The organism is Flavobacteriales bacterium, assembly GCA_020435415.1.
Taxonomy (GTDB): Bacteria; Bacteroidota; Bacteroidia; order JACJYZ01; family JACJYZ01; genus JACJYZ01.
Genome location: JAGQZQ010000005.1, coordinates 1 through 26,667 on the forward strand (window position 1 = coordinate 1; position 26,667 = coordinate 26,667).

Annotated in this window: 33 protein-coding genes; 21 read left to right on the top strand and 12 right to left on the bottom strand. The window is 47.4% G+C overall.

Annotated features, from left to right (window positions below; genetic code table 11):
* Window positions 1–768, top strand: a 768-nt coding sequence (gene rfaD, locus KDD36_01705) for an ADP-glyceromanno-heptose 6-epimerase (GenBank protein ID MCB0395336.1), incomplete at its 5' end; no start/stop codon positions are given.
* A gap of 18 nt (window positions 769–786) precedes the next feature.
* Here the strand turns inward: rfaD and KDD36_01710 are convergent.
* Together KDD36_01710 and KDD36_01715 are read right to left on the bottom strand one after the other, a co-directional pair.
* Window positions 787–1,122, bottom strand: a complete 336-nt coding sequence (locus KDD36_01710; GenBank protein ID MCB0395337.1) for a MerR family transcriptional regulator — start codon at window positions 1,120–1,122, stop codon at window positions 787–789.
* Between the two features lie 17 nt (window positions 1,123–1,139).
* A complete protein-coding gene (locus KDD36_01715) occupies window positions 1,140–2,108 on the bottom strand; it encodes a M23 family metallopeptidase (protein ID MCB0395338.1) in 969 nt (322 codons plus the stop codon).
* Window positions 2,109–2,261: 153 nt separating this feature from the next.
* Here KDD36_01715 and alaS point away from each other — a divergent pair, with 153 nt between their 5' ends.
* On the top strand, window positions 2,262–4,991 hold the full coding sequence (gene alaS, locus KDD36_01720; GenBank protein MCB0395339.1) for an alanine--tRNA ligase: 2,730 nt from the start codon (window positions 2,262–2,264) through the stop codon (window positions 4,989–4,991).
* A 35-nt stretch (window positions 4,992–5,026) separates the two neighbouring features.
* Here alaS and KDD36_01725 read toward each other — a convergent pair whose 3' ends face one another.
* From KDD36_01725 to KDD36_01770, 10 genes are all read right to left on the bottom strand, one after another.
* A complete protein-coding gene (locus KDD36_01725; protein MCB0395340.1) occupies window positions 5,027–5,641 on the bottom strand; it encodes a hypothetical protein in 615 nt (204 codons plus the stop codon).
* 125 nt (window positions 5,642–5,766) lie between these two features.
* Window positions 5,767–6,939, bottom strand: coding sequence for a sigma-54-dependent Fis family transcriptional regulator (locus KDD36_01730; protein MCB0395341.1), 1,173 nt, complete (start codon window positions 6,937–6,939; stop codon window positions 5,767–5,769).
* Between the two features lie 92 nt (window positions 6,940–7,031).
* Window positions 7,032–8,363, bottom strand: coding sequence for an ABC transporter permease (locus KDD36_01735; GenBank protein ID MCB0395342.1), 1,332 nt, complete (start codon window positions 8,361–8,363; stop codon window positions 7,032–7,034).
* On the bottom strand, window positions 8,356–9,324 hold the full coding sequence (locus KDD36_01740) for an ATP-binding cassette domain-containing protein (protein ID MCB0395343.1): 969 nt from the start codon (window positions 9,322–9,324) through the stop codon (window positions 8,356–8,358). The genes KDD36_01735 and KDD36_01740 overlap by 8 nt, the downstream gene beginning before the upstream one ends.
* A gap of 50 nt (window positions 9,325–9,374) precedes the next feature.
* The gene (gene dnaJ / locus KDD36_01745) at window positions 9,375–10,529 is read right to left on the bottom strand and encodes a molecular chaperone DnaJ (protein ID MCB0395344.1); all 1,155 of its coding nucleotides are present in this window, start codon (window positions 10,527–10,529) and stop codon (window positions 9,375–9,377) included.
* Window positions 10,530–10,537: 8 nt separating this feature from the next.
* Window positions 10,538–11,122, bottom strand: coding sequence for a nucleotide exchange factor GrpE (locus KDD36_01750; GenBank protein ID MCB0395345.1), 585 nt, complete (start codon window positions 11,120–11,122; stop codon window positions 10,538–10,540).
* A 159-nt stretch (window positions 11,123–11,281) separates the two neighbouring features.
* A complete protein-coding gene (locus KDD36_01755; protein ID MCB0395346.1) occupies window positions 11,282–11,860 on the bottom strand; it encodes a redoxin domain-containing protein in 579 nt (192 codons plus the stop codon).
* Between the two features lie 33 nt (window positions 11,861–11,893).
* On the bottom strand, window positions 11,894–13,204 hold the full coding sequence (gene murA, locus KDD36_01760) for a UDP-N-acetylglucosamine 1-carboxyvinyltransferase (protein ID MCB0395347.1): 1,311 nt from the start codon (window positions 13,202–13,204) through the stop codon (window positions 11,894–11,896).
* Window positions 13,205–13,213: 9 nt separating this feature from the next.
* A complete protein-coding gene (locus tag KDD36_01765; GenBank protein MCB0395348.1) occupies window positions 13,214–13,861 on the bottom strand; it encodes a DUF4290 domain-containing protein in 648 nt (215 codons plus the stop codon).
* A 119-nt stretch (window positions 13,862–13,980) separates the two neighbouring features.
* Window positions 13,981–16,272 (bottom strand): UvrD-helicase domain-containing protein, encoded by a 2,292-nt coding sequence (locus KDD36_01770; GenBank protein ID MCB0395349.1) that lies wholly within the window; start codon window positions 16,270–16,272, stop codon window positions 13,981–13,983.
* A 264-nt stretch (window positions 16,273–16,536) separates the two neighbouring features.
* On the opposite strand from KDD36_01770, the gene rpsL reads away from it, so the two are divergent.
* From rpsL to rpsH, 19 genes are read left to right on the top strand one after another with little or no spacing between them, the layout of a single operon-like run.
* The gene (gene rpsL, locus KDD36_01775) at window positions 16,537–16,917 is read left to right on the top strand and encodes a 30S ribosomal protein S12 (GenBank protein ID MCB0395350.1); all 381 of its coding nucleotides are present in this window, start codon (window positions 16,537–16,539) and stop codon (window positions 16,915–16,917) included.
* A 20-nt stretch (window positions 16,918–16,937) separates the two neighbouring features.
* Window positions 16,938–17,405: a 30S ribosomal protein S7 gene (rpsG, locus tag KDD36_01780; GenBank protein ID MCB0395351.1), complete on the top strand. Its 468-nt coding sequence runs from the start codon at window positions 16,938–16,940 to the stop codon at window positions 17,403–17,405.
* Between the two features lie 21 nt (window positions 17,406–17,426).
* The gene (gene fusA / locus KDD36_01785; protein ID MCB0395352.1) at window positions 17,427–19,541 is read left to right on the top strand and encodes an elongation factor G; all 2,115 of its coding nucleotides are present in this window, start codon (window positions 17,427–17,429) and stop codon (window positions 19,539–19,541) included.
* 8 nt (window positions 19,542–19,549) lie between these two features.
* Window positions 19,550–19,855 carry a 30S ribosomal protein S10 gene (gene rpsJ, locus KDD36_01790; GenBank protein MCB0395353.1) on the top strand — a complete coding sequence of 102 codons (306 nt, stop codon included), beginning with the start codon at window positions 19,550–19,552 and terminating at the stop codon, window positions 19,853–19,855.
* A gap of 22 nt (window positions 19,856–19,877) precedes the next feature.
* The gene (rplC, locus tag KDD36_01795; protein MCB0395354.1) at window positions 19,878–20,495 is read left to right on the top strand and encodes a 50S ribosomal protein L3; all 618 of its coding nucleotides are present in this window, start codon (window positions 19,878–19,880) and stop codon (window positions 20,493–20,495) included.
* A 16-nt stretch (window positions 20,496–20,511) separates the two neighbouring features.
* Window positions 20,512–21,141: a 50S ribosomal protein L4 gene (gene rplD / locus KDD36_01800; protein ID MCB0395355.1), complete on the top strand. Its 630-nt coding sequence runs from the start codon at window positions 20,512–20,514 to the stop codon at window positions 21,139–21,141.
* Between the two features lie 2 nt (window positions 21,142–21,143).
* Window positions 21,144–21,434: a 50S ribosomal protein L23 gene (gene rplW / locus KDD36_01805; GenBank protein MCB0395356.1), complete on the top strand. Its 291-nt coding sequence runs from the start codon at window positions 21,144–21,146 to the stop codon at window positions 21,432–21,434.
* A gap of 17 nt (window positions 21,435–21,451) precedes the next feature.
* A complete protein-coding gene (rplB, locus tag KDD36_01810; GenBank protein MCB0395357.1) occupies window positions 21,452–22,276 on the top strand; it encodes a 50S ribosomal protein L2 in 825 nt (274 codons plus the stop codon).
* 3 nt (window positions 22,277–22,279) lie between these two features.
* Window positions 22,280–22,555 carry a 30S ribosomal protein S19 gene (rpsS, locus tag KDD36_01815; protein ID MCB0395358.1) on the top strand — a complete coding sequence of 92 codons (276 nt, stop codon included), beginning with the start codon at window positions 22,280–22,282 and terminating at the stop codon, window positions 22,553–22,555.
* Between the two features lie 13 nt (window positions 22,556–22,568).
* Complete coding sequence (gene rplV, locus KDD36_01820) at window positions 22,569–22,988, top strand: 50S ribosomal protein L22 (protein ID MCB0395359.1); 420 nt, start codon at window positions 22,569–22,571, stop codon at window positions 22,986–22,988.
* 3 nt (window positions 22,989–22,991) lie between these two features.
* Window positions 22,992–23,696, top strand: coding sequence for a 30S ribosomal protein S3 (gene rpsC / locus KDD36_01825; GenBank protein ID MCB0395360.1), 705 nt, complete (start codon window positions 22,992–22,994; stop codon window positions 23,694–23,696).
* 30 nt (window positions 23,697–23,726) lie between these two features.
* Window positions 23,727–24,152: a 50S ribosomal protein L16 gene (rplP, locus tag KDD36_01830; protein MCB0395361.1), complete on the top strand. Its 426-nt coding sequence runs from the start codon at window positions 23,727–23,729 to the stop codon at window positions 24,150–24,152.
* A gap of 30 nt (window positions 24,153–24,182) precedes the next feature.
* Window positions 24,183–24,401: a 50S ribosomal protein L29 gene (rpmC, locus tag KDD36_01835; protein MCB0395362.1), complete on the top strand. Its 219-nt coding sequence runs from the start codon at window positions 24,183–24,185 to the stop codon at window positions 24,399–24,401.
* Window positions 24,402–24,427: 26 nt separating this feature from the next.
* Window positions 24,428–24,685, top strand: coding sequence for a 30S ribosomal protein S17 (rpsQ, locus tag KDD36_01840; GenBank protein MCB0395363.1), 258 nt, complete (start codon window positions 24,428–24,430; stop codon window positions 24,683–24,685).
* Window positions 24,686–24,711: 26 nt separating this feature from the next.
* Complete coding sequence (gene rplN, locus KDD36_01845) at window positions 24,712–25,080, top strand: 50S ribosomal protein L14 (GenBank protein MCB0395364.1); 369 nt, start codon at window positions 24,712–24,714, stop codon at window positions 25,078–25,080.
* Window positions 25,081–25,092: 12 nt separating this feature from the next.
* A complete protein-coding gene (gene rplX / locus KDD36_01850; protein MCB0395365.1) occupies window positions 25,093–25,413 on the top strand; it encodes a 50S ribosomal protein L24 in 321 nt (106 codons plus the stop codon).
* Entirely contained in the window at window positions 25,410–25,961 is a 552-nt protein-coding gene (rplE, locus tag KDD36_01855) for a 50S ribosomal protein L5 (GenBank protein ID MCB0395366.1), read from the top strand. Before rplX ends, rplE begins: the two co-directional genes overlap by 4 nt.
* A 1-nt stretch (window position 25,962) precedes the next feature.
* Entirely contained in the window at window positions 25,963–26,232 is a 270-nt protein-coding gene (rpsN, locus tag KDD36_01860) for a 30S ribosomal protein S14 (protein MCB0395367.1), read from the top strand.
* A 22-nt stretch (window positions 26,233–26,254) separates the two neighbouring features.
* Complete coding sequence (gene rpsH / locus KDD36_01865; protein ID MCB0395368.1) at window positions 26,255–26,653, top strand: 30S ribosomal protein S8; 399 nt, start codon at window positions 26,255–26,257, stop codon at window positions 26,651–26,653.
* Window positions 26,654–26,667 lie beyond the last annotated feature (14 nt).

The following is a 26,667-nucleotide window of genomic DNA, read 5'->3' on the forward strand; positions in this document are numbered from 1 at the left end:
GTACAGTTTATTTTTCACATCGGTGCACGTACGGATACCACGGAGTTTGATAAGGCTATCTTCGATCGCCTGAATGTAGATTATTCCAAAATGGTCTGGGAGAAGTGTGTAGCATATGGTCTTCCTTTGGTGTATGCATCCTCCGCAGCAACCTACGGCCTTGGCGAGCATGGCTACCGTGATGATCACGAAATTGTCAACAAGCTTGCTCCGTTGAATCCATACGGGGTCTCTAAAAATGAGTTTGACAAATGGGCGTTGGCTTCTGAAAAGCAACCTTATTTCTGGGCAGGCCTGAAATTTTTTAATGTCTACGGACCCAATGAATATCATAAAGGCAGAATGGCTTCAGTCATTTATCATGCATTTTATCAAATCCGGGATACCGGAAGCATGAGGCTGTTCAGAAGCCATAATCCGGATTACAGGGATGGCATGCAGCTTAGGGACTTTGTATACGTGAAGGATGTCGTGAAGGTGTGTCTCTTTCTGATGGAATTGCGTAAGCATTCCGGCTTGTACAATCTGGGTACCGGCAAGGCCCGCACCTTTATGGACCTGGTAAAATCGACTTTTACTGCAATGAATGCACCGGAGCAGATCGCTTTCATAGATACGCCTGAAGATATCCGTGACAAGTACCAGTATTTCACCGAAGCGGATATGAGCAAACTTCGCTCCATTGGGTATGACCAGCCATTTGTATCACTGGAAGATGGGGTGACTGACTACGTGAAGAATTACCTGATGCAGGGAAATTACATGTGATCCGGAACGCTTGTCAGGCTACAAGGACTCGCGCAGATCAACCAGAAAATCCCGGATGTTTTTTAAGGCCTTGACGATCTCACCCTGGTCGATGGTGTCTGATTTATTCTCCTTCAGTTTCTGCTTGGCACCGCTCAGGGTATAACCGCGTTCCTTCACCAGATGAAAGATGAGCCGGAAATGATCCACATCTTCCTGGGTGAATAAACGATTTCCCTTCTTGTTCTTTTTGGGTTTGATGATATCAAACTCCTTTTCCCAGAACCGGATCAGTGAGGTGTTTACATCAAACATCTGAGCTACCTCACCGATGGAGTAATAAAGCTTAACAGTGTCGGTCTCCTTGTAAGGCATGATGTGAAAGGGAAATCTTAGTCGAACGACTGATTTGAACGGGATGCCAGTTCAATCATCTTGTCGTATTCCTCAGGCGAAAGGTCGTTGTAGTAATAGTTGATCGGGTTCACCTTTGTGCCGTTCTTGATGATCTCATAGTGGCAGTGCGGGCCGATGGACACACCGGTGCTTCCCACATAACCGATCACCTGACCGCGCTTGACTTTCTCACCGACCTTCACCAGCATGCGTGACATGTGGCCGTAGAGGGATTGATAGTCATAGCCATGATTGATCACAACATGAATTCCATAACCTCTTCCGTTCTCAGCCACCTCAACGGTTCCGTCACCGGTTGCGTAAATCTCAGTTCCCTGGGTTGCGGTGAAGTCCATGCCGGTATGCATTTTTGTCGTCTTGTAAATAGGGTGGATTCTGTATCCGAAACCCGAGGCCATCCTTTCAAGGTCTTTGTTGGCGATGGGCTGAATGGCAGGAATGGAAGCCAGCATTTCGGCTTTGTTCTTGGCCATGTGAAATACGTCATCAAAGGAACGTGATTGCACATACAGTTGCTTGCTTAGCTTGTCTACCTTCTTGGTCGTTTCTATGATGAGTTGGGAATTGGCATACCCCTCAAGGTCTTTGTATCTGTTCACACCACCAAATCCCGCTTTCCGAACACTTTCCGGAACAGGCTCTGCTTCAAAGATGATGCGGTAGATATCGTCATCGCGACGTTGAAGATCCCCAAGTACCTCAGACAGGTTACCCAGGCGCTTGTTGATGATCTCCATCTGAAGAACAAGGTTCTCGTTCTCACGCTCCAGCAAACGTTCCGTCGGTGAAGGGAACCATTGGTGAACAACAAATACAAGTGCAGCGGCAATCACAAAAACAATGGAAGCAAGGGAAAGCACACGAAGCACATATTGCTTCCATGTGCGTTTCACGATATCGTAATCGAGTGTCTTAGGGTTGTATTTGAACTGTACCTTTGCCATGTTTCGTATTACGGATTTGGCTAACTTTGACCTTTTTTCAGGCCGGCTTACATTTGCAGCCGGGCAAATATAGCAATCTTACATCAAGTATTCAAACAGCAATCCTGTTGACTGTCAGAGAATTATTAACATATGAGTGATAAGGCCCCTCTTGTGAATGTGAATAAAATCCGTAGCCGGTTCCTGGAATTCTTTCAATCCAAAGGCCACAATATTGTTCCCTCCGCGCCCATGGTGGTTACCAACGACCCCACCCTGATGTTTACCAATGCTGGGATGAACCAGTTTAAGGACTATTTCCTCGGCAATAAAACCCCTGATGTAAAACGTGTAGCCGATACCCAAAAATGCCTGCGTGTTTCCGGCAAACACAATGACCTGGAAGAGGTGGGTGTCGACACCTATCATCACACCATGTTTGAGATGTTGGGCAACTGGTCTTTCGGAGACTATTTCAAGGAGGAAGCCATCCGGTGGGCGTGGGAGTTGCTGATGGACTATGGGCTGGAAAAAGAGCGGATTTACGTGACCGTGTTTGGGGGTGATGAGAATGATGGTCTGCCCGTCGATGATGACGCCCGCGGTTTTTGGTCGGCTTTTGTTCCTGAAGACCGGATTCTGCCGTTTGGAAAAAAAGATAACTTCTGGGAGATGGGAGATACCGGGCCTTGTGGTCCCTGCTCGGAAATTCATGTGGATATCCGGACAGATGAGGAACGGTCCAAAGTAGAAGGCCGGTCATTGGTTAATGCAGGACACCCCCAGGTCATTGAGATCTGGAACCTTGTTTTTATGGAATTCAACCGGAAGAAAGATGGTAGCCTTGAAAAACTTCCCCAACAACATGTGGATACCGGCATGGGTCTGGAAAGGTTGTGCATGGTCCTTCAAGGTAAACGTTCCAACTATGATACGGATGTGTTCACGCCTCTGATTGGCGTACTTGAACGCATGACAGGGAAACCTTACGGTAAAGAAGAACAAATAGATATTGCCATGAGGGTGATCTCAGATCATGTTCGTGCCGTTGCTTTTTCCATTGCCGATGGACAGTTGCCTACGAACAATGGTGCAGGATATGTGATCAAACGTATTCTGAGAAGAGCGATTCGTTATGGGTATAGCTTTCTTGACATCCGTGAATCCTTTATACACCAATTGGTGCCTGTTCTGGTGGAGCAGATGGGGACCTCCTTTCCGGAACTGAAATCACAACAAGGCCTCATAACAGAAGTGATCAGGGAAGAAGAGAACAACTTTTTACACACGCTGGAAAAAGGGATTGTACGGTTTGAAAAAGCCTGTGAACAATTAGATTCTAAGGGTGGAAAAGGGTTTCCCGGAGAAATTGCTTTCGAGCTTTTTGATACCTACGGATTCCCGGTGGATTTGACCTCCCTGATGGCCCGTGAGAAAGGATTTCCCGGAATAGATGAACAAGTATATGAGCGTTGTCTACAAGAACAAAAGGATAGATCAAGGAAGGCCGGTAAGCTGGAAACGGGCGACTGGATTAGTGTCGTGGAAAACGGAGAAACAACATTCCTCGGTTACGATAGTCTGAAAGAGGAAGTTCACATCCTGCGTTATCGTACATATGCTGCCAAAGGTAAAAGTGGTTTTCAATTGGTGCTCGACAAGACACCGTTTTATCCGGAAGGTGGCGGGCAGGTTGGTGACACCGGATGGTTGGAGAATGGCTCGGAAAAGATTGAAGTCATTACTACCCGCAAGGAGAACGATCTGATCCTGCATTTCACGGAGAAACTACCTGCGGACCCGTCTGTTGCTTTCCAGGCTGAAGTCAATGTGGAAAACAGAAAAGCAACGGCAAAGAACCACTCTGCCACACATCTGTTGCACGCGGCACTCCGGCATCACCTGGGTAAGCACGTGGAACAGAAAGGTTCGCTGGTTGATGCGGAACACCTGCGATTTGATTTTTCTCATTTTCAAAAAGTATCCCCGGATGAATTGAAGGTGATCGAGCAATCGGTTCTGCATGAAATAAAAGCGGCGCATAAGCTGGATGAGCGAAGGGCCGTGCCTATGCAGGAAGCAAAGAATATGGGCGCCATGGCGCTGTTTGGAGAAAAGTATGGGGATAAGGTCCGTGTGATCCGGTTCGGTGACTCCGTTGAATTGTGTGGAGGAATACACGTAAGCAACACAGAAGATATTCAGGCTTTCCATATCGTGAAAGAGGCATCTGTGGCAGCTGGTATACGAAGAATCGAGGCGCTGACCGGAGAGGCAGCCTTAACGTTTCTGGCAGAACAGAGCCGAATCCAGAACCAACGTTTAATGGAATTGGAAACGCTGGTGAATCAATTGAAGACGGCAGATCCTGAAAAGGGTGATCTGGTACATGCCCATGAGCTTGTTACCGCAGTGCAGCAAAAAATCGCTGCTGCTGAAAAGGACGGCCTGGCAGTGGTTGAGCCGGAGAAATTCAGTTCCTGGAAAGAGGTTGCGAAATCGGTCATGGCATCGATCGAGATCGCCAGAAGGAAAGAAGCACAACAAGCCGGTGCGGATCTGGAAAACCAGATCCGTGAGCATGGAGATATCAGGGTGCTCATCACCCGCTATGATGCGGATAATGCCAGCATCAAGGATATTGCTTTTACCATGCGTGAGAAATACAATAACCTGGCACTGGTCATAGGAAGTGTATTCAATGATAAACCATCGCTAAATGTAATGATCAGTGATGATCTGGTCAAAGACAAATCCTGGGATGCCGGCACGTGGGTCCGTGAACTGGCAAAAGAAATTCAAGGCGGCGGCGGCGGACAACCATTTTTTGCCACAGCGGGTGGTAAAAACGCTGAAGGCCTTACCGCTGCACTTGCGAAAGCAGAAACGCTGGTAAGTCAATAACCAGGCTTCACCAGGAAATTACTTGCAATTAACTTTTACTTACGGGTCTTGCGTGGCCTGCCAACCTTTGCAACGGTTTTCCTTGTTGTGGCCTTTGTGGCTTTTGCCTTCGTTACAGGTGCACTGGCTTTTGCTTTTCTGGTTTTTTTGCCCGGTACGTTTATCTTTTCAGCGTACTCCGGATTGATCTTACCGATCCCGTTGAACCAGCTTTTGAGCGCAATGTATTTCTGTCTGCGGCCCATTGAGAAGGTGTCGATCTTATGATCCCGGTTGCGAAGCCTGAAAGTGACGCTAATCACTGCCTGTCTGGTGCTTCTTAATTTTTCTTTAGGGATTTTGTGGTAGACCATCAGCTCGTCGGTCAGCTCGTCATATGTCAAAGGCCTATCGACCTGACGGAGGCGTTTCAGGATCATTTGTTCCCATACGGATTTGCGACCCGGGCGCTGACGCACCTTTTTTTCACCAACATTCGGCGTGCGGATGCCTGTTGTTGAAGAAAGGGTTTCCAGTGCAGGGACGTTTGCGCCCAATCTGCCCAACACATTTTGAATGTGCTGAACCCTTCTGATGGCGCGATCCAATTCCTCCTCGTAAAAGGTTCTCATTTCAAAAACCTCTGTATCATCTAAGTTTAATTTGCTCATTTCAATTGGTTTTGGATTAGGATTTATATAATAGGCAATGTCAAAGGTAAATATTACAATACCGGAAGTCAAGTCCACGGCGCAGCCTGCCGTAGCCGGGTTATTCCGGATATTCTCAGTGTAAACTATCCCTGGGCGCTCAAGGGCTGTGCAAAGTTTTTCACATCCTTATCGGTGATCTTGTCGCCGCAAAGTATAATGAGTCTTTCGATCACATTCCTGAATTCACGAATATTACCTGTCCACCTGATGCCTTGTAATTCTTTAATGGCCTCTTTGGTGAAGACTTTTTCTTTGGTTCCGCTTTCAGCGCAGATGATTTTACTGAAATGTTCGGCCAGCAGCGGAATGTCATCAAGACGTTCATTCAGGGAAGGTACCTTGATCACAATGACACCGAGGCGGTGATAAAGATCCTCACGAAAACGTCCGGCCTCTATCTCTTTCAGGAGATCTTTGTTTGTGGCGGCAATCACGCGAACATCCACCTTGATCTCCTTTTCACCACCTACCCGTGTAATCTTGTTCTCCTGAAGGGCGCGAAGCACTTTGGCCTGAGCGGATAAACTCATGTCACCTATCTCGTCAAGAAAAAGGGTGCCTCCCGTCGCCTGTTCAAATTTTCCGATGCGCTGTTTCACCGCAGAAGTGAAGGAACCTTTTTCATGACCGAACAATTCACTTTCGATCAGTTCCGATGGTATGGCTGCGCAGTTCACTTCGATCAATGTGGCATCGGAGCGGTTGCTTTTGGCGTGGATCCAACGGGCAACCAATTCCTTTCCGGTTCCGTTCTCCCCATTGATCAGTACCCGGGCATCGGTTTCTGCTACTTTATCGATCATCTGTTTTACCTGCTCCATGCTTTTGGACTCGCCGATCATGTCATGAGTTTTCGCAATCTTCTTTTTAAGAACACGCGTTTCCTGGATCAGACTTTTTCGGTCAAGGGCATTTCTTACCGTCACCAGGAGCCGGTTCAGGTCAAGGGGTTTTGATATATAATCGTAAGCCCCCTTTTTTAATGCATCAACCGCCGTTTCCACATTGCCATGGCCGGAGATCATGACTACCGGAGATTCGGGTGCCAGATCATTCAGCTTCTCCAGCACCTCGATGCCGTCCATTTTTGGCATCTTTATATCACAAAGAATTACATCAAACTTGGTCTTGGCGGCCAGGTCAAGCGCCTCTTTTCCATCTGCAGCTTCCGTGACTTCGAATTTTTCATATTCGAGAATATCTCTCAGCGTGTTCCGGATACTCTTTTCATCATCAATTACAAGGATCTTGGCCATGTTCAATGTTGTTAATTGGAGTATTAAGCATAAAGCTAAGTGACGTCGAATCTACAAAAACGTTGCCACATGTTTATGCAGCCCACCGGCCATCATTGTTTCATCCGGATCCATTTGAAGATCTGCCCCCACGATACTTTGCTGCCATACCGGAGTATGCCGATGCGATAGATGCGCCCCGACAACCATACACCTCCCAGGAAGGTGGCGATCAGCAAAACGGCGGAAATGACAATCTGGCTCCAGTGTACACCGAAAGGAATGCGCACCATCATGACTACCGGAGAGGTGAGAGGGAACAGGGAGAACCAATAGGCCACACTGCCATGGGGATCCTGAAGACCGGATATCATTGCAACCATGATCCCTATGATCAATGGTATGGATACGGGAAGCATGAATTGTTGGGTGTCGGTGTCATTGTCCACCGCGGAACCGATGGCTGCAAAAAAGGAACCATAAAGGAGATAGCCTCCGATGAAGTAAAATATAAAGAGGCCGATCATCAAAGGCCAGTTGATCATGTTAAACCGCTCTATGACCTCATTCATTTTCTCAGGAATCTCCACCTGATCCTGTTCTTGCTGACCATCCATGCTTTCCTGCTCTGCGAAATTCTGAACAACGGTCCCGGCTGAATAATCCTTGGCAAAGGCTATCTGCAGACCGCCCACCACGGTGAATGATAATACGATCCAGAGCAGGAATTGCGTCAGGCCAACCAGGGAAACACCGATGATCTTTCCCATCATCAGGTGGAATGGTTTAACAGAAGCTATGATCACTTCCACAATACGGTTGCTCTTTTCTTCCATCACACCGCGCATGATCTGGGCGCCATACAGGAATATGAACATATATATGATAAAAGATGCGACAAATCCGACCTGTATCTGAACGCCCACAATCGATTCTTCATCGCCGATATTGCTGACCACCTGTATCTTTCTTCGCAAACGCCTGATCACATCTTCGCTCACATCGTTCTTGATCATCCAGTATTCTTCAATGACTTTCTGGACATCCTTTTGAACATAGGTGACCGTATTCAGCCCCGGTTCTTTGTTTGAATTAAGGGTTACTACGCCCCCTTTCAGGATGTTTTCCGGAATGAAAAGGACCGATACGTCATCCGAATCTTTAAATAATCGTTGTACTTCCACGAACTGTTTATCGATGTATTTCCAGTTATAGATCACATTCTCATTGCTGGGCATGGATCTTACCGGAAAAAGAAAGGAATTGTCCACCACCACCACGCGCCTTTGCTCTTTGGTGATGTTACTCAGCCACAACGGCACCAGCACCATGCCCGCAGTAAGTAACGGACCCAGGATGGTCATGATGATAAACGACTTCTTGCGCACCCTGGTGAGGTACTCCCGACGAATGATCAGTGGAATTTTATGTCTGCCTTCACTCATCGTTATTGGCTGTATTCATGAGGTCAGGATTTGCATCCGGGCCATGTATTTCTTCAACCTTTGATATGAATATCTCGTTCATGCGAGGAATCTCCTCGCGGAACCCGATCACCTCCACATAAGGGATCACTGCTTGCAGCAGATCATTTGGTTTATGTTCGTTTCTGAGACGAACCGAGACCTCATTGCGGCCATCCTTTTCCATGGTCTTCAAAACTTCCGCACCACCCCAAAGACTGTTGGTGAAGGCCAGAAGGTTTCCGGTAAATGTGACCGTGTAAGTGTTTTTATGATAGGATCGCCGCACTTCATCAACGGAGCCATCCAGAATTTTCCTGGAATGATTAATCAGCGCGATGTGATCGCATAACTCCTCTACGGATTCCATGCGGTGGGTAGAGAAAAGTATGGTGCTGCCTTCGTCTCTCAGTTGAAGAATCTCTTTTTTGATCAGGTTGGCATTGATGGGATCAAAGCCGCTGAACGGCTCATCGAATATGAGAAGCTCTGGTTTATGCAGCACGGTGGTGATGAACTGGATCTTTTGCTGCATGCCTTTGGATAGTTCTTCTACTTTCTTCCGCCACCATCCTTCGATGCCGAATTTCTCAAACCAATACCTCAGTCGCTTGATCGCTTCTTTTCTATCCATCCCCTTCAGCCTTGCCAGGTAAAGCGCCTGTTCGCCCACTTCCATTTTCCGGTACAATCCACGTTCTTCGGGAAGGTAACCGATGTTTTCCACGTGATGGGGGCGTAGCGGTTCGCCGTTGATATAAACCTGTCCGTTATCGGGGATAATGATCTGGTTGATGATTCGGATCAACGTTGTTTTACCCGCGCCATTGGGTCCGAGCAAACCGAAAATGCTTCCGGGCGGAACCTCCAGACTAACGTCGTTGAGGGCTTGGTGTCCGGTGAACGATTTGCTTACATTCCGAACACTTAACAATGAATCCATCATTGGATAAAGGTAAACAATCGTCTGAAAACAAAGAGGCGCTCAGGATTTCAGAATTTCTCCTTCATGCGATCAAAAAAACTCTTGTGATCGGATCCCTTGCCGGGTTTGAAATTTTTCGAATCTCTGAGCTTTTCCAGAATGCTCTTTTCTTCTGAAGACAGGCTTTCCGGTGTGTAGATATTTATTTCCACGAGCTGATCGCCTTTGCCATAACCATTCAATGACGGGATGCCTTTTCCTTTCAAGCGAAGTATTTTACCACTTTGGGTGCCGGCAGCAACTTTGATCTTGGCTTTTCCGGTAATGGTTGGAACTTCAATGGATGTTCCGAGGGCAGCGTCTATAAAACTTATAAAAGCATGGTGAATCACATTTTCTCCATCCCGTATCAGTTGCGGATCCTCTTTTTCTTCAATCAGGACGATAAGATCACCCGGAACACCATTCCTTGGGCCGGCATTTCCTTTGCCACCCAGATTCAGTTGCATACCTTGTTCTACACCTGCTGGTATTTTGATGGTGATGACCTCCTCGCCTTTGACGATGCCATCGCCGAAGCAGGTATTGCATTTGTTGGCAATCGTACGTCCTTCTCCTCCGCAATTGGGGCAGGTAGAACTGGTCTGCATCTGCCCAAGGATGGTATTGGCAATGCGGGTAACCTGGCCACTACCTCTGCATGTTGAACAGGTTTCGAAACCACTGTTGCCATCTGCTCCTGATCCGTTGCAGGATATGCAGGACACATACTTACCCACTTTGATCTTTTTCTCCACACCTTCAGCCACCTCCTGAAGCGTAAGGGTGACCTTGATGCGCAGATTGCTGCCGCGATTGACCCTTGTACGTCCGCGTCCGCCACCGCCACCACCGAAAAATGACTCAAACGGATTATGGCCGCCAAAGATGTCACCGAACTGACTGAATATATCATCCATGGACATGCCTCCGCCAAAGCCTCCGCCACCAGCTGCACCTCCCATGCCGGCATGTCCGAACTGATCATATCGCTGCCGCTTTTCTTTGTTACTTAGTACTTCATATGCTTCGGCCGCTTCTTTGAACATTTCTTCCGCTTCCTTGTCTCCCGGATTCTTATCCGGGTGGTATTTCAAGGCCAACTTGCGGTAGGCTTTCTTGATGTCAGCTTCCGATGCACTGCGTTCCACCCCCAGTATGTCGTAATAATCGCGTTTTGACATGTCTATTTTTATTGACCTATAATGACTTTGGCGTAACGAATTACCTTGTCATGCAAGGTGTATCCCTTTTCTACCTCCTCAATCACCTTTCCTTTCAGTTTCTTTTCGGGTGCCGGAAGTTGTGAAATAGCTTCATGTTTCTCCACATCAAAAGATTCACCTTTTGATTCCAGCGCTCGCAATCCACGGCTTTCAAGGGTGTTCTTAAGTTTGTGGTGTATCAATTCCACGCCTTCCTTCAAAGACTTTACGTCTTCTGCATTCATCATAGATTGGAGTGCGCGTTCAAAATCATCCAGTACAGGAAGAAGTGCTGTAAAGATGTCTTCCCCTGCGGTGCGAATCAGATCGGCGCGTTCCTTCTGGGTGCGTTTGCGGAAATTCTCAAATTCCGAATACAACCTGAGGTATTTATCATTCAATGCCTGGATCTCATCTGCATGTTTGGATACTAGGTTGTCCGTATCCTCCCGGCCTTCTGCAATCCCTGCATCTCCCTTTTCTTGTTGATCAACAGCATCGGTGCCGGTTGATTCACCGGATTGTCCGTCCATATCGTTCATAGGTTCTTTTTCTTCCATAATACCTCTCATTGATAATTAATGCTTGACTCCTGAGAGTCAAAAATATTGCCACACCCGCTTCTCAGTCAAATTGGCAGACAGGTTGTGGCATTCGCTGACATCCTGATGATTTCAATCAGGATGCAATGATAACACAAACAAAGCGCAATTGGAAAGGACTCGGGGGGCTTATCGTTTTACAAGTTTATCTAATTCTACGTGCAGGTCAATTCCACGCACGTTTTTAGAGATCACGACACCGTTCTGGTCGATCAGGAAACCGGCTGGTATTGAGTTTACATTATAGATATTTGCCGCTTCCGATTTCCATCCGCCCAGGTCACTCACGTGGTAATCCCACAAAAGGTTATCCTGTTTTATGGCGTTTACCCATCGATTGCGATCTGTGTCAAGAGAAACGCTGAAGACTTCAAAGCCTTTGGCATTCTTGAATTTCAAGAGACTATATTTTCTGTATGCTTCCACAAGATTTGGATTCTCCCTGCGGCAGGGCAGGCACCATGAAGCCCAGAAATCGATCAGGACGATCCTGCCTTTCAGGGAAGAAAGGGCAATCTTTTTACCCTCCGGATTTTCAAATTCCAGCTCCGGTGCTTTGTCTCCAACGTTAACTGCTGTTGCAGTAATCCTGGTAACAGATTCGGCAGGATATTTATTAACGGAAGATTTGTGAGCGATACCAAATGCAACGAATACAACAGCCATAACGCCGATGACAATGAGCAATGGATGTTTTTGCTTGGACATGCTACGAAATTAAGGAATTTTTGAAAAAGAATGTCAGGAAGGGATGCGTTTGATTTCAGCACCAAGAGCGTTCAGTCTTTCATCAATGCGTTGGTAACCGCGGTCAATCTGTTCAATGTTGTGGATGATGCTCTTGCCTTCAGCGGACATTGCAGCGATCAGAAGGGCGACCCCGGCACGGATGTCGGGTGAGGTCATCTCGATTCCGCGTAGCGGGTGCATCCGGTTCAGTCCGATGACAGTAGCCCTGTGTGGGTCACAAAGGATGATCTGAGCCCGCATGTCAATCAGTTTGTCAACAAAGAATAAGCGGCTCTCAAACATCTTCTGATGGATAAGTACGCTGCCTTTTGCCTGGGTAGCTACCACCAGAACAATACTTAACAAGTCCGGCGTGAATCCCGGCCACGGTGCATCAGCGATGGTCATGATGGAGCCATCCATGAATGCCTGAATTTCATAATGATCCTGTGCAGGAATATGAATATCATCACCCTTTTGATCCAATTGGATGCCCAGGTTCCGGAATACATTGGGGATCAACCCGAGGTGTTCCATGCCGCATCCTTTGATGGTAATTTCGGATTGGGTCATGGCGGCAAGACCTATGAAGCTGCCAACCTCGATCATATCGGGTAAGAGGGTATGCGTGGTGCCACCCAGGCTATCCACTCCTTCAATGGACAGCAGGTTTGAGCCCACGCCACGGATTTTGGCGCCCATGGCGTTCAGCATGGCGCAAAGTTGTTGGATATAGGGCTCGCATGCGGCATTGTAAATGGTGGTGATTCCTTTGGCTAATACAGCAGCCATAACAATGTTGGCGGTACCGGTCACCGATGCTTCATCAAGCAACATGTGGCAACCGGTAAGGCGATCGGCACTTACGGTGTAGAAGTTGGAGCCTGAGTGGTAGTCGAAGTTGGCACCCAGTTGTTGAAAGCCCAGGAAATGGGTATCCAGACGCCGTCTGCCAATTTTATCTCCTCCGGGTTTTGGGATGTATGCTTTTCCGAAACGCGCCAGGAGCGGCCCGAGAATCATAACCGAACCCCTGATGCGGCTGCTTTTTTTGCGAAACTCATCCGTACTCAGGTAGTCAAGGTCTATATTATTTGCTTCGAATGTGCAGGTAGAACGGTCGCTCCGGTCGATGCCCACACCCATATCTCCCAAAAGATCGATCAGGATGTTGATATCTATAATGTCGGGAAGATTTCTCAGCGTTACCTTATCAGAGGTAAGCAGGGTGGCACTGATCACTTGCAATGCCTCGTTCTTGGCACCCTGAGGATGCAGGTCGCCGCTTAACTTCTTTCCTCCTGTAATTTCAAAAGTCGCCATGGAAGCGGATCAAAATCGTTTCCTTGAACGGTTCTTCTGATGGGAAGATTTCTTCTTGCCCTTTTTACCGTGATTATCATTGCGGCTGCTGGGAGGATTTACCTGTGCAAGTAAATCATTGGTGTTGGCCAAACGGCTTGGGTCCTTCATTTTAAGCTTGCCATGTGACAATTGGTCCAGGTGATCCAGGATGTCCTGATCGTTTACGGAATCTTTGTTCCAACTCAGGTAAGCCTTCTTCATCATGTTGGCCACAATCGTTACTAGGGCATCTTTTTTCTCCCCATCTTCCATCTCACACGCTTTACGGATCATTTCTTCGATGGTGAAGCCGTAATGTTTGTAACGCATATGATGGTGGGGATATACCATCGCATCGGGTTTGGAGACCAGGATATCGGGCTTTGGCATTTCATATGGACTATCCACATCCAGATTGAATTCGGAAATGATGAACAGGTGATCCCATAGTTTATGTTTGAAGTCGTTGATATCCCTCAGATGCGGATTCAATTGCCCCATGACATTAATAATGGACTTGGCCACCTTGTTCCGTTCTTCACGATTACTAACAGCGCAGGCATAGTTCACCATCTTCTGGATGTTTCTGCCGTATTCCGGAATGACCAGACGTCCTCTTTCGGTATTGTATTCCATGAATAATTATTAAAGTTTGTTGGATGATCAGGCCGGATCGGCCTTATATAACATCGCGGTTATCTTGTAACGCACAAATATAGGAAAATAATACTTCGCAGAGGTGGACCAGGCAGGACTCAGGATAAAATCTTCAACCTTGCATATTTCAGCAATAACTGTTTTTGTCCGGCATCTTTGAAGAGAACGGTAGCTTTCAGGTTATCACCGGGTCCTTCAATTTTAAGAATCTTTCCTGTTCCGAAACGTTGATGTTCCACCTCCATGCCTGGTTGCAGATTTGCCACATCATCCGCTTCGAATGGCTTATCAGTCTTGTTTTTATTGATGCGAACCAGTTTTCGGTTCAGGGTGTTGATGGCTTCCTTTTTTCTGGCCTGATATTGCCGGTCCGGTTGAACCGTTATCTGCTTTTTCGGTTCCTGTCGGCTTAAATCAGGCATCAGCAGGTATCTTGGATCTATTTCTTCCAGAAAGCGACTCGGTTCACAATACATCAGGTTGCCCCATCTGAAGCGTGTGGTTGCGAACGAAAGGCAGGCAGCTTGTTTCGCGCGGGTGAGGGCCACGTAAAACAGACGTCGTTCTTCCTCGAGATCCGCCCGTGACTGCATGGACATTTGAGATGGGAAAAGGTTTTCCTCCATACCAACTATGAATACATATGGAAACTCCAGACCCTTGGCCGCATGAATGGTCATCAGGGAAACCCGGTCATCATCATCCGCTTCCTGGTTACGGTCTGCATCAGTAAGCAATGCCACGTCCTGAATGAATTCTGCCAGGGTTTTTGTGCGTATCTCCCCGGTGACCGGATCTGCTTCTTCCTGTTCACAAAATGCTTTGATACCACTCAGAAGCTCCTGAATATTCTCATAACGACTGATTCCTTCCGGGGTTTTGTCGTCGTAGAGGTTTCTGAGCAATCCTGAATGTGTGGCGATCTCGGTGGCCAGTTCAAAGGCATCCTTGGTCGACTGTTGTGCAGCAAAGCCTTTGATCATGATGGCGAACGCTTCGATCTTGGAGCGTGTTCCGGCATTCAAGGCAGCGCCTGCTTTCCCCGGGTTTTCAACAACCTGCCATAGGCCCGATGTGCCGGCGTTTGCGGCGACGACCAGTTTATCAACGGTGGTTTGACCGATTCCTCTCGCCGGGTAATTGATGATCCGTTTAATAGCTTCTTCGTCGTTAGGGTTCACGGTTACCCGGAAATATGCCAGAAGATCTTTGATCTCCTTTCGCTGATAGAAGGAAGTTCCGCCATAGATGCGGTATGGGATATTCATTCGGCGAAGCGCTTCCTCCATGGCCCTGGATTGTGCGTTTGTGCGGTATAAAATCGCAAAATCGCTGTTCGGAAGCCGCCACTCCATTTTCGTCTGAAACATCATTTGCGCAATAAGCTTGCCTTCTTCGTTGTCCGAAGCGGCTTTCATAACGCGTATCTTTTCACCTTCCTCATTTTCGGTCCAGACTTCTTTGCGCAACCGCTCGGTGTTGTGCTCGATCAGGCTGTTGGCTGCGTTGACAATGGTTTGGGTGGAACGGTAATTCTGTTCAAGACGGAAGATCTGTACGCCCGGGTAGTCCCGTTCAAAGTTGAGGATGTTTTGAATGTTGGCTCCCCGGAATGCATAAATGCTTTGTGCGTCATCCCCCACCACACAAACATTTTCGTGAACGCTCGCCAACTTCTTTATAATGGTATACTGAGCGTGATTGGTATCCTGATACTCATCCACCATCACATATTTGAATTTGTGCTGATAGCGGTGCAACACCTCAGGAAAATGGTGCAGGAGTTTATAAGTGTTTACGAGGATATCATCAAAATCCATGGCACCTGCCTTGAAGCACCGTTCATTATATATCTGGAAGATGGTGGCCAGTTCGCTTCGTCCGGAAGCCTGGTCGTCAGACTGGATGTTGGCATCTTTCTTATAAGCTTCAGCGCTGATCAGGCTGTTTTTTGCTGATGAGATCCGATGGAGCACATAACCCGGCTGATATACCTTGTCGTCCAGGTTTCTTTCCTTAATAATACCCCTTAAAAGACTTTTGGCATCATCTGTATCGTAAATGGTGAAGTTGGGCGGATAGCCGAGTTTCTCACCTTCAATCCTGAGAATACGTGCAAAAACGGAGTGGAATGTCCCCATCCACAGATTTCGGGCTTCCTGGTCCCCGACAATCTCGATTACCCGGTTTTTCATCTCCCTGGCCGCCTTATTGGTGAATGTGAGCGCAAGGATGTGAAAAGCATCCACCCCTTTCCTCAGCAGATGGGCAATTCGGTAGGTAAGCACACGGGTCTTTCCTGAACCGGCACCTGCAATAATCATGACCGGCCCTTCCGTGCATTCGATTGCCCTTCGCTGGGCCTCGTTCATTTTTTCCAGATACGACATGGCTGGCAAAATTACGACCCTTGAAATCGATACCCAATAAAACTTATCAACGCTGGCTGTGCTGATTGGCCTTAGATACATCGTTTATAGAATCCGGTGCCTGAAACGCTCAAATACCCGAAAAAAAGGGGGCATCAAAAACCATGAGAAAATCTTGAATGTTCATGTTGGATTATTAAAATAATCTTGTACCTTTGCAGCCCCTAAATTGGGAGAAAACTTGACAAAGAGGCACTGAAATATTGACAATCAAATAATAAGAGAATGCCCACAATTCAGCAATTGGTAAGGAAAGGACGGAAAAGCTTGGTTTCCAAAAGTAAGTCTCCGGCCTTGGATTCATGTCCGCAAAGACGAGGTGTTTGCGTGCGGGTTTACACAACAACCCCTAAAAAACCTAACTCTGCTATGAGAAAAGTAGCAAGGGTACGTCTGACCAATGCCAAGGAAGTGAATGCATATATCCCGGGAGAAGGCCATAACTTGCAGGAACACAGTATTGTATTGGTGCGTGGCGGCAGGGTGAAGGATTTACCGGGGGTGCGTTACCATATTGTGAGGGGTACATTGGATACCTCTGGTGTAGATGGCCGGAAGCAAAGAAGGTCAAAATACGGAGCCAAGAAACCTAAAGCTGCCAAATAGTCCTTAGACTTATATAGATCATGAGAAAAGGAAGAGCAAAAAAGAATTATCTGTTACCGGATCCCAGATTCAAGGATACCTTGGTAACCCGCTTTGTTAACGACCTGATGCAGGACGGTAAAAAAAGTATTGCATACGATATTTTCTATGGTGCCATTGATCGTGTAAGCGAGCGTACCAAGGAAGATGGCCTGGAAGTTTGGAAGAAAGCATTGAACAATGTGATTCCACAGGTCGAAGTGAGAAGCCGCCGTGTAGGAGGATCCACCTTTCAGATTCCACAGGAGGTCAGACCTAGCCGGAAGACATCCCTCGGAATCAAATGGTTAATTAAGTACTCCCGCGAAAGAAAGGGAAAAACAATGAGTGAAAAACTGGCGGAGGAGATTATTTCCGCGTCGAAGGAAGAAGGTGCTGCATTTAAAAAGAAAGAGGATACACACCGCATGGCTGAAGCTAACAAGGCGTTTTCACATTTTAGATTCTAAGCATAACAGGGAACCGAAACAATGAGTAATTTAAAAAATACGCGGAACATTGGTATCATGGCCCACATTGATGCCGGTAAGACAACAACGTCTGAGCGTATATTGTTCTACACGGGTGTGAATTATAAGATCGGTGAGGTGCATGACGGTGCCGCAACGATGGACTGGATGGTGCAGGAGCAGGAGCGTGGTATCACCATCACTTCTGCTGCAACAACCTGCTTCTGGACTTACCGTGACCAAAAATTTAAGATCAACCTGATCGATACTCCCGGACACGTTGACTTCACCGTTGAGGTTGAACGCTCCCTCCGGGTATTGGATGGTGCTGTTGCCCTCTTTTGTGCCGTTGGCGGTGTGGAGCCTCAATCCGAAACCGTATGGCGTCAGGCTAATAAATATCATGTCCCCAGGATCGGTTTTGTGAATAAGATGGACCGCTCAGGTGCTGACTTCTTTTCAGTGGTTGATCAAGTGAAAAATCGCCTGAAAGCCAAGCCGGTGCCCCTTCAGGTTCCAATCGGTGCTGAAGAGACCTTCAAAGGTGTGGTGGATTTGATCCGTAACCAGGCCATCGTATGGGATGATTCAAGCCTTGGTGCAAAGTATGATGTTATCGACATTCCCGAAGATCTGAAAGATACCGTTACACAGTGGAGGGAATACCTGATCGAATCAGTGGCTGAATACGACGACACACTGATGGAGAAATTCTTCGACAATCCTGATTCCATCTCTGAAGAAGAGATCATGGCTGCCATCCGCAAAGCCACCATCGACATGACTATCGTGCCGATGATGTGTGGTTCAGCGTTTAAGAACAAGGGTGTTCAAACCATGCTGGATGCAGTCACTACCTTCCTGCCAAGCCCTGTGGATGTACCCAATATCAAAGGTACCAATCCCGATACAGGAGCGGAAGAAGAAAGAAAATCAGACCCTTCTGAAAAAATGGCGGCCCTCGCGTTTAAGATCGCAACCGATCCTTACGTAGGCCGTCTTGCTTTTTTCCGGATGTACTCCGGAACACTCGCTGCCGGTTCATATGTTTTGAATACCCGGACTGGTAACAAGGAACGTATTTCCCGCATTTTCCAAATGCACTCCAACAAACAGAATGCGATTGAAAAGATCGAAGCTGGTGATATTGGTGCAGCTGTTGGGTTTAAAGACATCCGTACAGGCGATACACTTTGTGAAGAGAAGAACCCCATCGTGCTGGAAAGCATGTCCTTCCCCGAGCCGGTGATCGGTTTGGCCATTGAGCCGAAAACCCAGGCAGATGTCGATAAGCTGGGTGTAGCCCTTAATAAACTTTCTGAAGAAGATCCTACTTTCCGTGTTCATACAGATGAAGATACCGGTCAAACGGTTATCAGCGGAATGGGAGAGCTTCACCTTGAGATCATCGTGGATCGTCTGAAGCGTGAGTTTAAGGTTGAATGTAACCAGGGCGCTCCTCAGGTAGCATACAAAGAAACCATTACCAAAGCCGTTGATCACCGTGAGGTGTATAAGAAACAAACGGGTGGCCGTGGTAAGTTTGCCGATATGGTGGTGAACGTTGGTCCTCGTGAATTGAAGGAAGAAGATACGCCCGGCCTTGAATTCGTTAACAATATCAAGGGCGGTAATATCCCCAGTGAATATATTCCAGCCATAGAGAAAGGTTTCAAAACCGCCATGGACAATGGTGTATTGGCCGGATATCCGGTGGAAAACCTTCGGGTGGTGCTGAGCGATGGTTCATATCACGATGTGGATTCCGATTCACTGTCATTTGAAATTTGTGCCCGCTCTGCATTCAGGGAAGCTTGCAGGAAAGCGAGTCCGGTGCTGCTGGAGCCCATCATGAAAGTGGAAGTTGTGACCCCTGATGAATACATGGGGGATGTGGTTGGCGACCTGAACAGACGCCGAGGCATGATGGAAGGGATGGATTCAAGAGGTGGAGACCAGATCGTGCGCGCAAAAGTCCCTCTTTCTGAAATGTTCGGTTATGTGACCACCCTGCGTACCCTGTCTTCAGGCCGTGCAGCATCTACCATGGAGTTCTCACATTATGCTGAGGTTCCTAGGAATATCGCAGATGAGGTGGTAGCCAAAGTCAAAGGAAAAAAAGCTGAAGAAGTTTAATTCATATCATGAGCCAGAGAATCAGAATAAAACTAAAATCGTACGATCATAACCTGGTTGACAAGTCGGCCGAAAAGATCGTCAAGACCGTAAAGTCCACCGGTGCGGTGGTGAGTGGTCCCATCCCACTGCCTACACACAAAAGGATCTTCACCGTGTTGAAGTCTCCTCACGTGAACAAGAAGGCAAGGAACCAGTTCCAGTTGTGTGCATACAAGCGCCTGATGGATATTTACAGCACCACATCCAAAACGGTTGATGCACTTATGAAACTGGAATTGCCCAGCGGTGTGGAAGTAGAAATTAAAGTTTGATCAGTACGAATAACAGATAGCCATGGCAGGTATCATTGGAAAGAAGCTGGGAATGACCAGCACGTTTTTAGAAAACGGTAAGAATATCGCGTGTACGGTGATCCAGGCAGGACCATGCGTGATCACGCAACTCAAGACCGTTGAAAAGGATGGCTACGAAGCTGTTCAGCTCGCCTTTGGTGAGCGTAAAGAGAAGAATACGCCTAAATCATTGGCGGGACATTTCGGGAAAACGAAAACCACTCCGAAACAAGAAGTGGTTGAATTTCGGGACTTCCCAAATCCCGGCAAAGAAGGAGATGCCGTGACCGTGGAAATTTTCAGCGAAGGGGATTGGATCGATGTTGTGGGAACTTCAAAAGGTAAAGGTTTTCAAGGCGTTGTAAAGAGACATGGTTTTAGCGGAGTAGGTGATCGCACACACGGTCAGCATGACCGTCAGCGTGCACCCGGTTCCGTTGGTGCTTCTTCCTTCCCTTCAAGGGTATTCAAAGGAATGCGCATGGCCGGACAAACCGGTAACAAGCGTGTGAAGGTGCAAAACCTGCAGGTGATCAAGGTGATCCCCGAAGACAATGTATTGATTGTAAACGGCGCAGTTCCGGGTCCCAAAGGATCTTTTGTGCTGGTTGAGAAATAATTAATTGAACGGTCACATGGAATTGACGGTAACAAATATTCAAGGCAAGAAGACGAGCAAGAAGGTAAAGCTCAATGATGCCATCTTTGGTATAGAGCCAAGCGATCATGCGATCTACCTGGATGTAAAGTACATCCTTGCCAACCGCAGACAGGGCACAAGCAAGGCCAAGGAAAGAGCGGAAATCAAAGGAAGTACCCGCAAGCTGAGGAAGCAAAAAGGTGGTGGTGGAGCCCGTGTCGGTAGCATCAACAACCCGTTGTTCAAAGGAGGTGGCCGCGTTTTCGGACCTCGCCCCAGAACATACGACAGCAAGTTGAACAAGAAGGTTCGTAAGCTTGCCCGTAAATCAGCCCTGGCCTATAAGGCGAAGGAGAACGGACTGACCGTGCTTGAGGATTTTACCTTTGATAAGATCAAGACCAAACAGTATTTGGAAATACTGAAAAATCTGAATGCGGAAAACAGCAAATCACTTTTGGTATTGGCCGGTGCCGATGAGAAAGTACTGCTCTCCGCACGGAATATCAAAAATGCAAAGGTGATCCAGGCGAAGGACATCAATACTTACGACATCCTGAATGCAAAAGGATTGATGGTCACCGAAAGTTCACTGAAAGAGATCGATAACCTGTTAAGCGAATAAAAATGAGCGTGATTTATAAACCGTTGATCACCGAAAAGCAAACCGCCGCGACGGAGAAGCTGAACCAATACGGGTTCCTGGTGGATACCAAAGCGAATAAGGTGGAGATCAAGAAAGCCGTTGAAACGCTTTACAATGTTAAGGTGGAATCGGTCAACACAATGAAGTTCAACGGAAAATTAAAGACCCGCTATACGAAGAAAGGTTTCTTCTCAGGCCGGACCAATGCGGTGAAAAAAGCCGTCGTTTCTCTGGCACAAGGTGAAACCATCGACTTCTACAGTAGCATTTAAGTGAATACGATAGAACCATGGCATTAAGAAAACTAAAACCGGTTACACCAGGACAGCGCTTTAAGATCATCAGCGCCTTCGATAGCCTTACGGCCGATCGCCCGGAGAAATCACTGCTGGCCAAGAAGAAAAGGACAGGCGGTAGAAATCAGACGGGTAAGATGACCGTACGCAATGTGGGTGGTGGACACAAGCAGAGATACCGTATCATCGATTTCAAAAGAGATAAGTTCGGGATACCTGCAAAGGTGAAAACAGTGGAGTATGATCCAAACCGCAGTGCGCGCATCGCCCTGTTGTTTTATGCCGATGGTGAAAAGAGATATATCATTGCACCTACCGGACTGGAAGTAGGACAGGAAATTGTCTCCGGAAAAGGAGCAGCACCGAAAACCGGGAACGCCCTTTTTCTTAGTGAGATTCCGATGGGTACAACCATCAGTTGTATTGAATTGAAGCCAGGTGGTGGTGCAACCCTCGCCAGAAGTGCTGGTACCAGTGCACAACTTGTTGCACGCGAAGGCAAATATGCAACCGTGAAACTTCCTTCGGGAGAAACAAGAATGGTTCTGACAAGTTGCCTCGCTACGATAGGTGCTGCATCCAACTCGGATAAGTCCCTTGAGATCTCCGGTAAGGCCGGAAGACGCAGATGGTTGGGCAGAAGACCACGTACACGCGGTGTAGCGATGAACCCTGTAGATCACCCAATGGGTGGTGGTGAAGGTAAATCTTCAGGTGGTCACCCAAGATCCAGAAATGGTATCCCGGCGAAAGGTTATAAGACCCGCAAAAAGAATAAGGCTTCGAATCGTTTTATTGTAGAAAAAAGGAAAAAGTAAGACATGGCACGTTCTCTTAAAAAAGGACCTTTCGTAGAATATAAACTGGAAAAGCGGGCAATGGACCAGCAATCCAGTGGAAATAAGAAGGTCATCAAAACCTGGTCAAGGAGATCCATGATCATTCCTGAGTTCGTAGGGTTGACCTTTGCCGTGCACAACGGAAATAAATTCATACCTGTGTATGTAACGGAGAATATGGTGGGACATAAATTCGGTGAGTTTGCACCCACCCGCACTTTCCGCGGTCATGCCGGTCACAAGAAAGATAAATCATAGAAGACACCTGGTCATGGGAGTTAGAAAAAGAAATAAAGCGGAAGAAGTAAAGGAGCAAAAGAAAAGCCTTTACTACGCAAAACTCAATAACTGTCCGACATCGCCCAGAAAAATGAGGTTGGTGGCAGACATGGTGAGAGGAAAAGATGTTTATCAGGCACTGAGCCTTTTGGAATTCAGTTCAAAGGATGCAGCCGTTAGGGTTGAAAAACTGCTGAAATCCGCAATCGCCAATTATGAATCCAAAACGGACCAAAGGGCGGACGAAAATCTGTTCGTAAAGGAAATTTGGGTAGACGGTGGCCGTGTCCTGAAACGGATCAGCCCCGCGCCTCAAGGCCGTGCACATAGGATCAGAAAGCGTTCTAACCACGTTACCCTGGTTCTTGATATCCGAAAGACAGAAGAAAAAACCGAAGAAAAACCGAATTAATACATGGGACAGAAGTCACATCCTATCAGTCTTAGACTTGGCATTATCCGCGGTTGGGATTCCAACTGGTACGGTGGCAGAAACTACACCGAGAAGTTGGTGGAAGACTACAAAATCAGACAGTACCTGAACGCCCGTCTGTCTAAAGCCAGCATTGCAAAGATCGTCATCGAACGTACCCTGAAACTGGTTACCGTTACCATCCATACAGCCCGCCCCGGAATCATCATCGGAAAAGGTGGTAAGGAAGTGGATAAGTTGAAGGAAGAGCTCAAGAAGATCACACGTAAGGAAATCCAGATCAACATCTTTGAGGTGAAACGCCCTGAACTGGATGCCAGACTCGTGGCTGAAAGTATTGCCAAGCAGATCGAAGGTCGTATCTCATTCCGTCGTGCCATGAAAATGGCAGTCGCTTCTACCATGCGCATGGGTGCCGAAGGTATCCGCGTGGCAGCGGCAGGTCGTCTCGGTGGTGCTGAGATCGCCCGGACTGAAAAGTACAGAGAAGGTCGTGTACCTTTGCATACTTTCCGTGCAGACGTAGATTATGCGCTGTGTGAAGCACATACCACCTACGGAAGAATCGGTATTAAAGTCTGGATTTGCAAAGGTGAGGTTTATGGAAAAAGAGACCTCTCTCCCAATACAGCAACACAACAGAAGAGCGGTCCTGGTGGAAAATCCAGACCTCCCCGCTCTAAGTAATTGAATGGATAGAATTAACGATCAATAGTCATGTTACAGCCTAAGAGGACAAAATACAGGAGACAGCAGAAGCTGAAGGGATCACTGGACGGCAATGCCGGACGCGGACACCAGATCGCTTTTGGTTCCTTTGCCATCAAAGCCCTTGAGCCAGGGTGGATCACCGGTCGCCAGATCGAAGCAGCGCGGATCGCCGTGACCCGTTATATGAAACGGGAAGGCCAGTTGTGGATCAGGATTTTTCCGGATAAGCCGATCACCAAAAAACCGGCTGAGGTACGTATGGGTAAAGGAAAAGGAAGCCCGGAGTATTTCGTGGCTGTTGTGAAACCAGGAAGGATCATGTTCGAGGCGGAAGGTGTTTCAATGGAAACAGCAAAAGAAGCGATGAGATTGGCCGCTCAGAAGCTGCCAATCAAAACGAAATTCATGATCAGAAGAGATTATCAGGAATAATAACAGGCAGGTCCTGTAACCAGAATAACGATGAAACAAGCCGTCATAAAAGAACTTGCAACTCCGGAACTGATCGAAAAGATCGATGAGCAGGAGGATTTGCTTACCAAAATGGTGATGAATCACGCCGTTGCGGATGTTGAGAATCCAATGAAGATCCGATACACAAGAAGGACCGTTGCCAGGCTCAAAACAGAATTGAACAAGCGCAACAGGGAAACGAATCAAACCGCTGAAGCTGCCAAATAATAATGACCATGACAGAGCAAGTACAAGTGCAAAAGCGCAACCTGAGAAAGGAACGTACCGGTGTGGTAACCAGCAACAAGATGAATAAAACCATCGTGGTGTCGGTTGAGAGAAAAATGAAACACCCGATTTACGGTAAGTTCATCAAGAAGACCAACAAGTTCATGGCCCATGACGAAAAAGAGGAATGCGCCATCGGTGATACCGTGCGGATCATGGAAACCAGACCCCTGAGTAAAAGCAAGCGTTGGAGACTGGTGGAAGTTTTGGAAAAAGCCAAGTAAGGACAATTTTATATAGCGATTAAGCAATGATACAACAGGAAAGCAGAATGGCCGTAGCCGATAACAGTGGAGCGAAAGAAGTGCTCTGCATACGTGTACTCGGCGGCACCGGAAGACGCTATGCCTCTATCGGTGATAAGGTGGTCGTATCGGTAAAGCATGCGATCCCCTCCGGAAATATTAAGAAAGGCACCGTGTCTCAGGCCGTTGTCGTACGCACACGCAAAGAGGTGCGCAGAGAAGACGGATCTTATATCCGCTTTGATGACAATGCCGTGGTGTTGCTTAATAATGCAGGTGAGATGCGTGGTACACGTATCTTCGGCCCTGTAGCCCGCGAGTTGCGCGAAAAGAAGTTTATGAAGATTGTTTCTCTGGCACCTGAGGTGCTTTAAAGATAACCAATGATGGGAGCCAAGATCAAAATAAAAAAGGGTGATACCGTAAAGGTGATTTCCGGTACGGCCCGCGGACAGCAAGGAAGGGTACTTTCCGTGCTGATCGAAAAGAACAGGGTACTGGTTGAAGGAGTCAACATGATCTCCAAACATACCAAACCCAATGCTGCCAACCCTCAGGGTGGTATTGTAAAACAAGAAGCAGCCGTGCACATTTCGAATGTGATGCTGGTGGAAGGTAGCAAGGAACCCACACGTGTGGGACGGCGTCTTGAAAAGGACAAATTAGTTAGGTATTCGAAAAAAACAGGAGAGACCATTAAGTCATGAATTATTCACCAAGATTAAAAGATCAGTACCGCAACGAGATTGCCCCTGCGCTCATGCAGCAGTTTGGCTACAAGTCGGTGATGCAGGTTCCTCAGCTGAAAAAGATCAACCTCAACCAGGGGGTCGGTGCAGCCGTGGCCGATAAGAAAATGATTGAGGCCGCCCTTCAGGAAATGACCATGATCGCTGGCCAAAAGGCGGTGGCGACCAAATCCAGAAAGGATATCTCCAACTTTAAGTTGAGAAAAGGTATGCCTATCGGTGCAAGGGTGACCCTTCGTGGTGATAAGATGTATGAATTCCTGGACAGGCTCATCGCTGTGGCCCTGCCCCGGATCCGTGACTTCAGAGGGATCAGCCGGAAAGGTTTTGATGGAAATGGGAATTATACCATGGGCATCACTGAACAAATCATCTTCCCGGAGATTGATATCGACAAAGTTCCCAAGATCACCGGTATGGACATTACCTTTGTAACTTCCTCCGGTAATGATGAAGAAGCATTCGCCCTGTTAAAAGAATTTGGTTTACCCTTTAGAAACGCATAAGATGGCCAAAGAATCGATCAAAGCAAGAGAAAGAAAACGCCAACGCATGGTGGAGAAGTATGCCGATAAAAGAGCGGCGCTCAAAGAAGCCGGTGATTATATCGGTCTGAGCCGCCTCCCAAGGAACTCTTCCAGTGTAAGGCTGCACAATAGATGTAATATTTCAGGTCGCCCGAAAGGATACATGAGACAGTTCGGTATCTCCAGGGTCCTGTTCAGGGAGTTGGCCGCCGAAGGCAAGATCCCGGGGATCACAAAATCCAGTTGGTAATAACAGTATAGCAAAGAAAGCCATGACCGATACAATATCAGACTACCTGACCCGGATCAGAAACGCCATGAAGGCCCGCAAGAGGGTGGTGGATATCCCTGCTTCGAACATTAAGAAGGAAATGACCAAGATTCTTAAGGATAAAGGTTATATCCTCGATTATAAATTCGAAGAAGGCCCGACAGCACAAGGTACCATCAGGATCGCCCTGAAGTACAACGCTGTGAACAAGCAACCTGCGATCAAGAAATTGCAGCGTATCAGCAAGCCCGGCTTGAGAAAATATACCGGTACAGATACACTTCCAAGGGTATTGAACGGTTTGGGCATCGCCATACTATCTACCTCCAGAGGTGTGATGACCGATAAGGAGGCCAGAAAGGAAAATGTGGGCGGAGAAGTGCTTTGTTACATTTATTAATGACAAGAGGAATT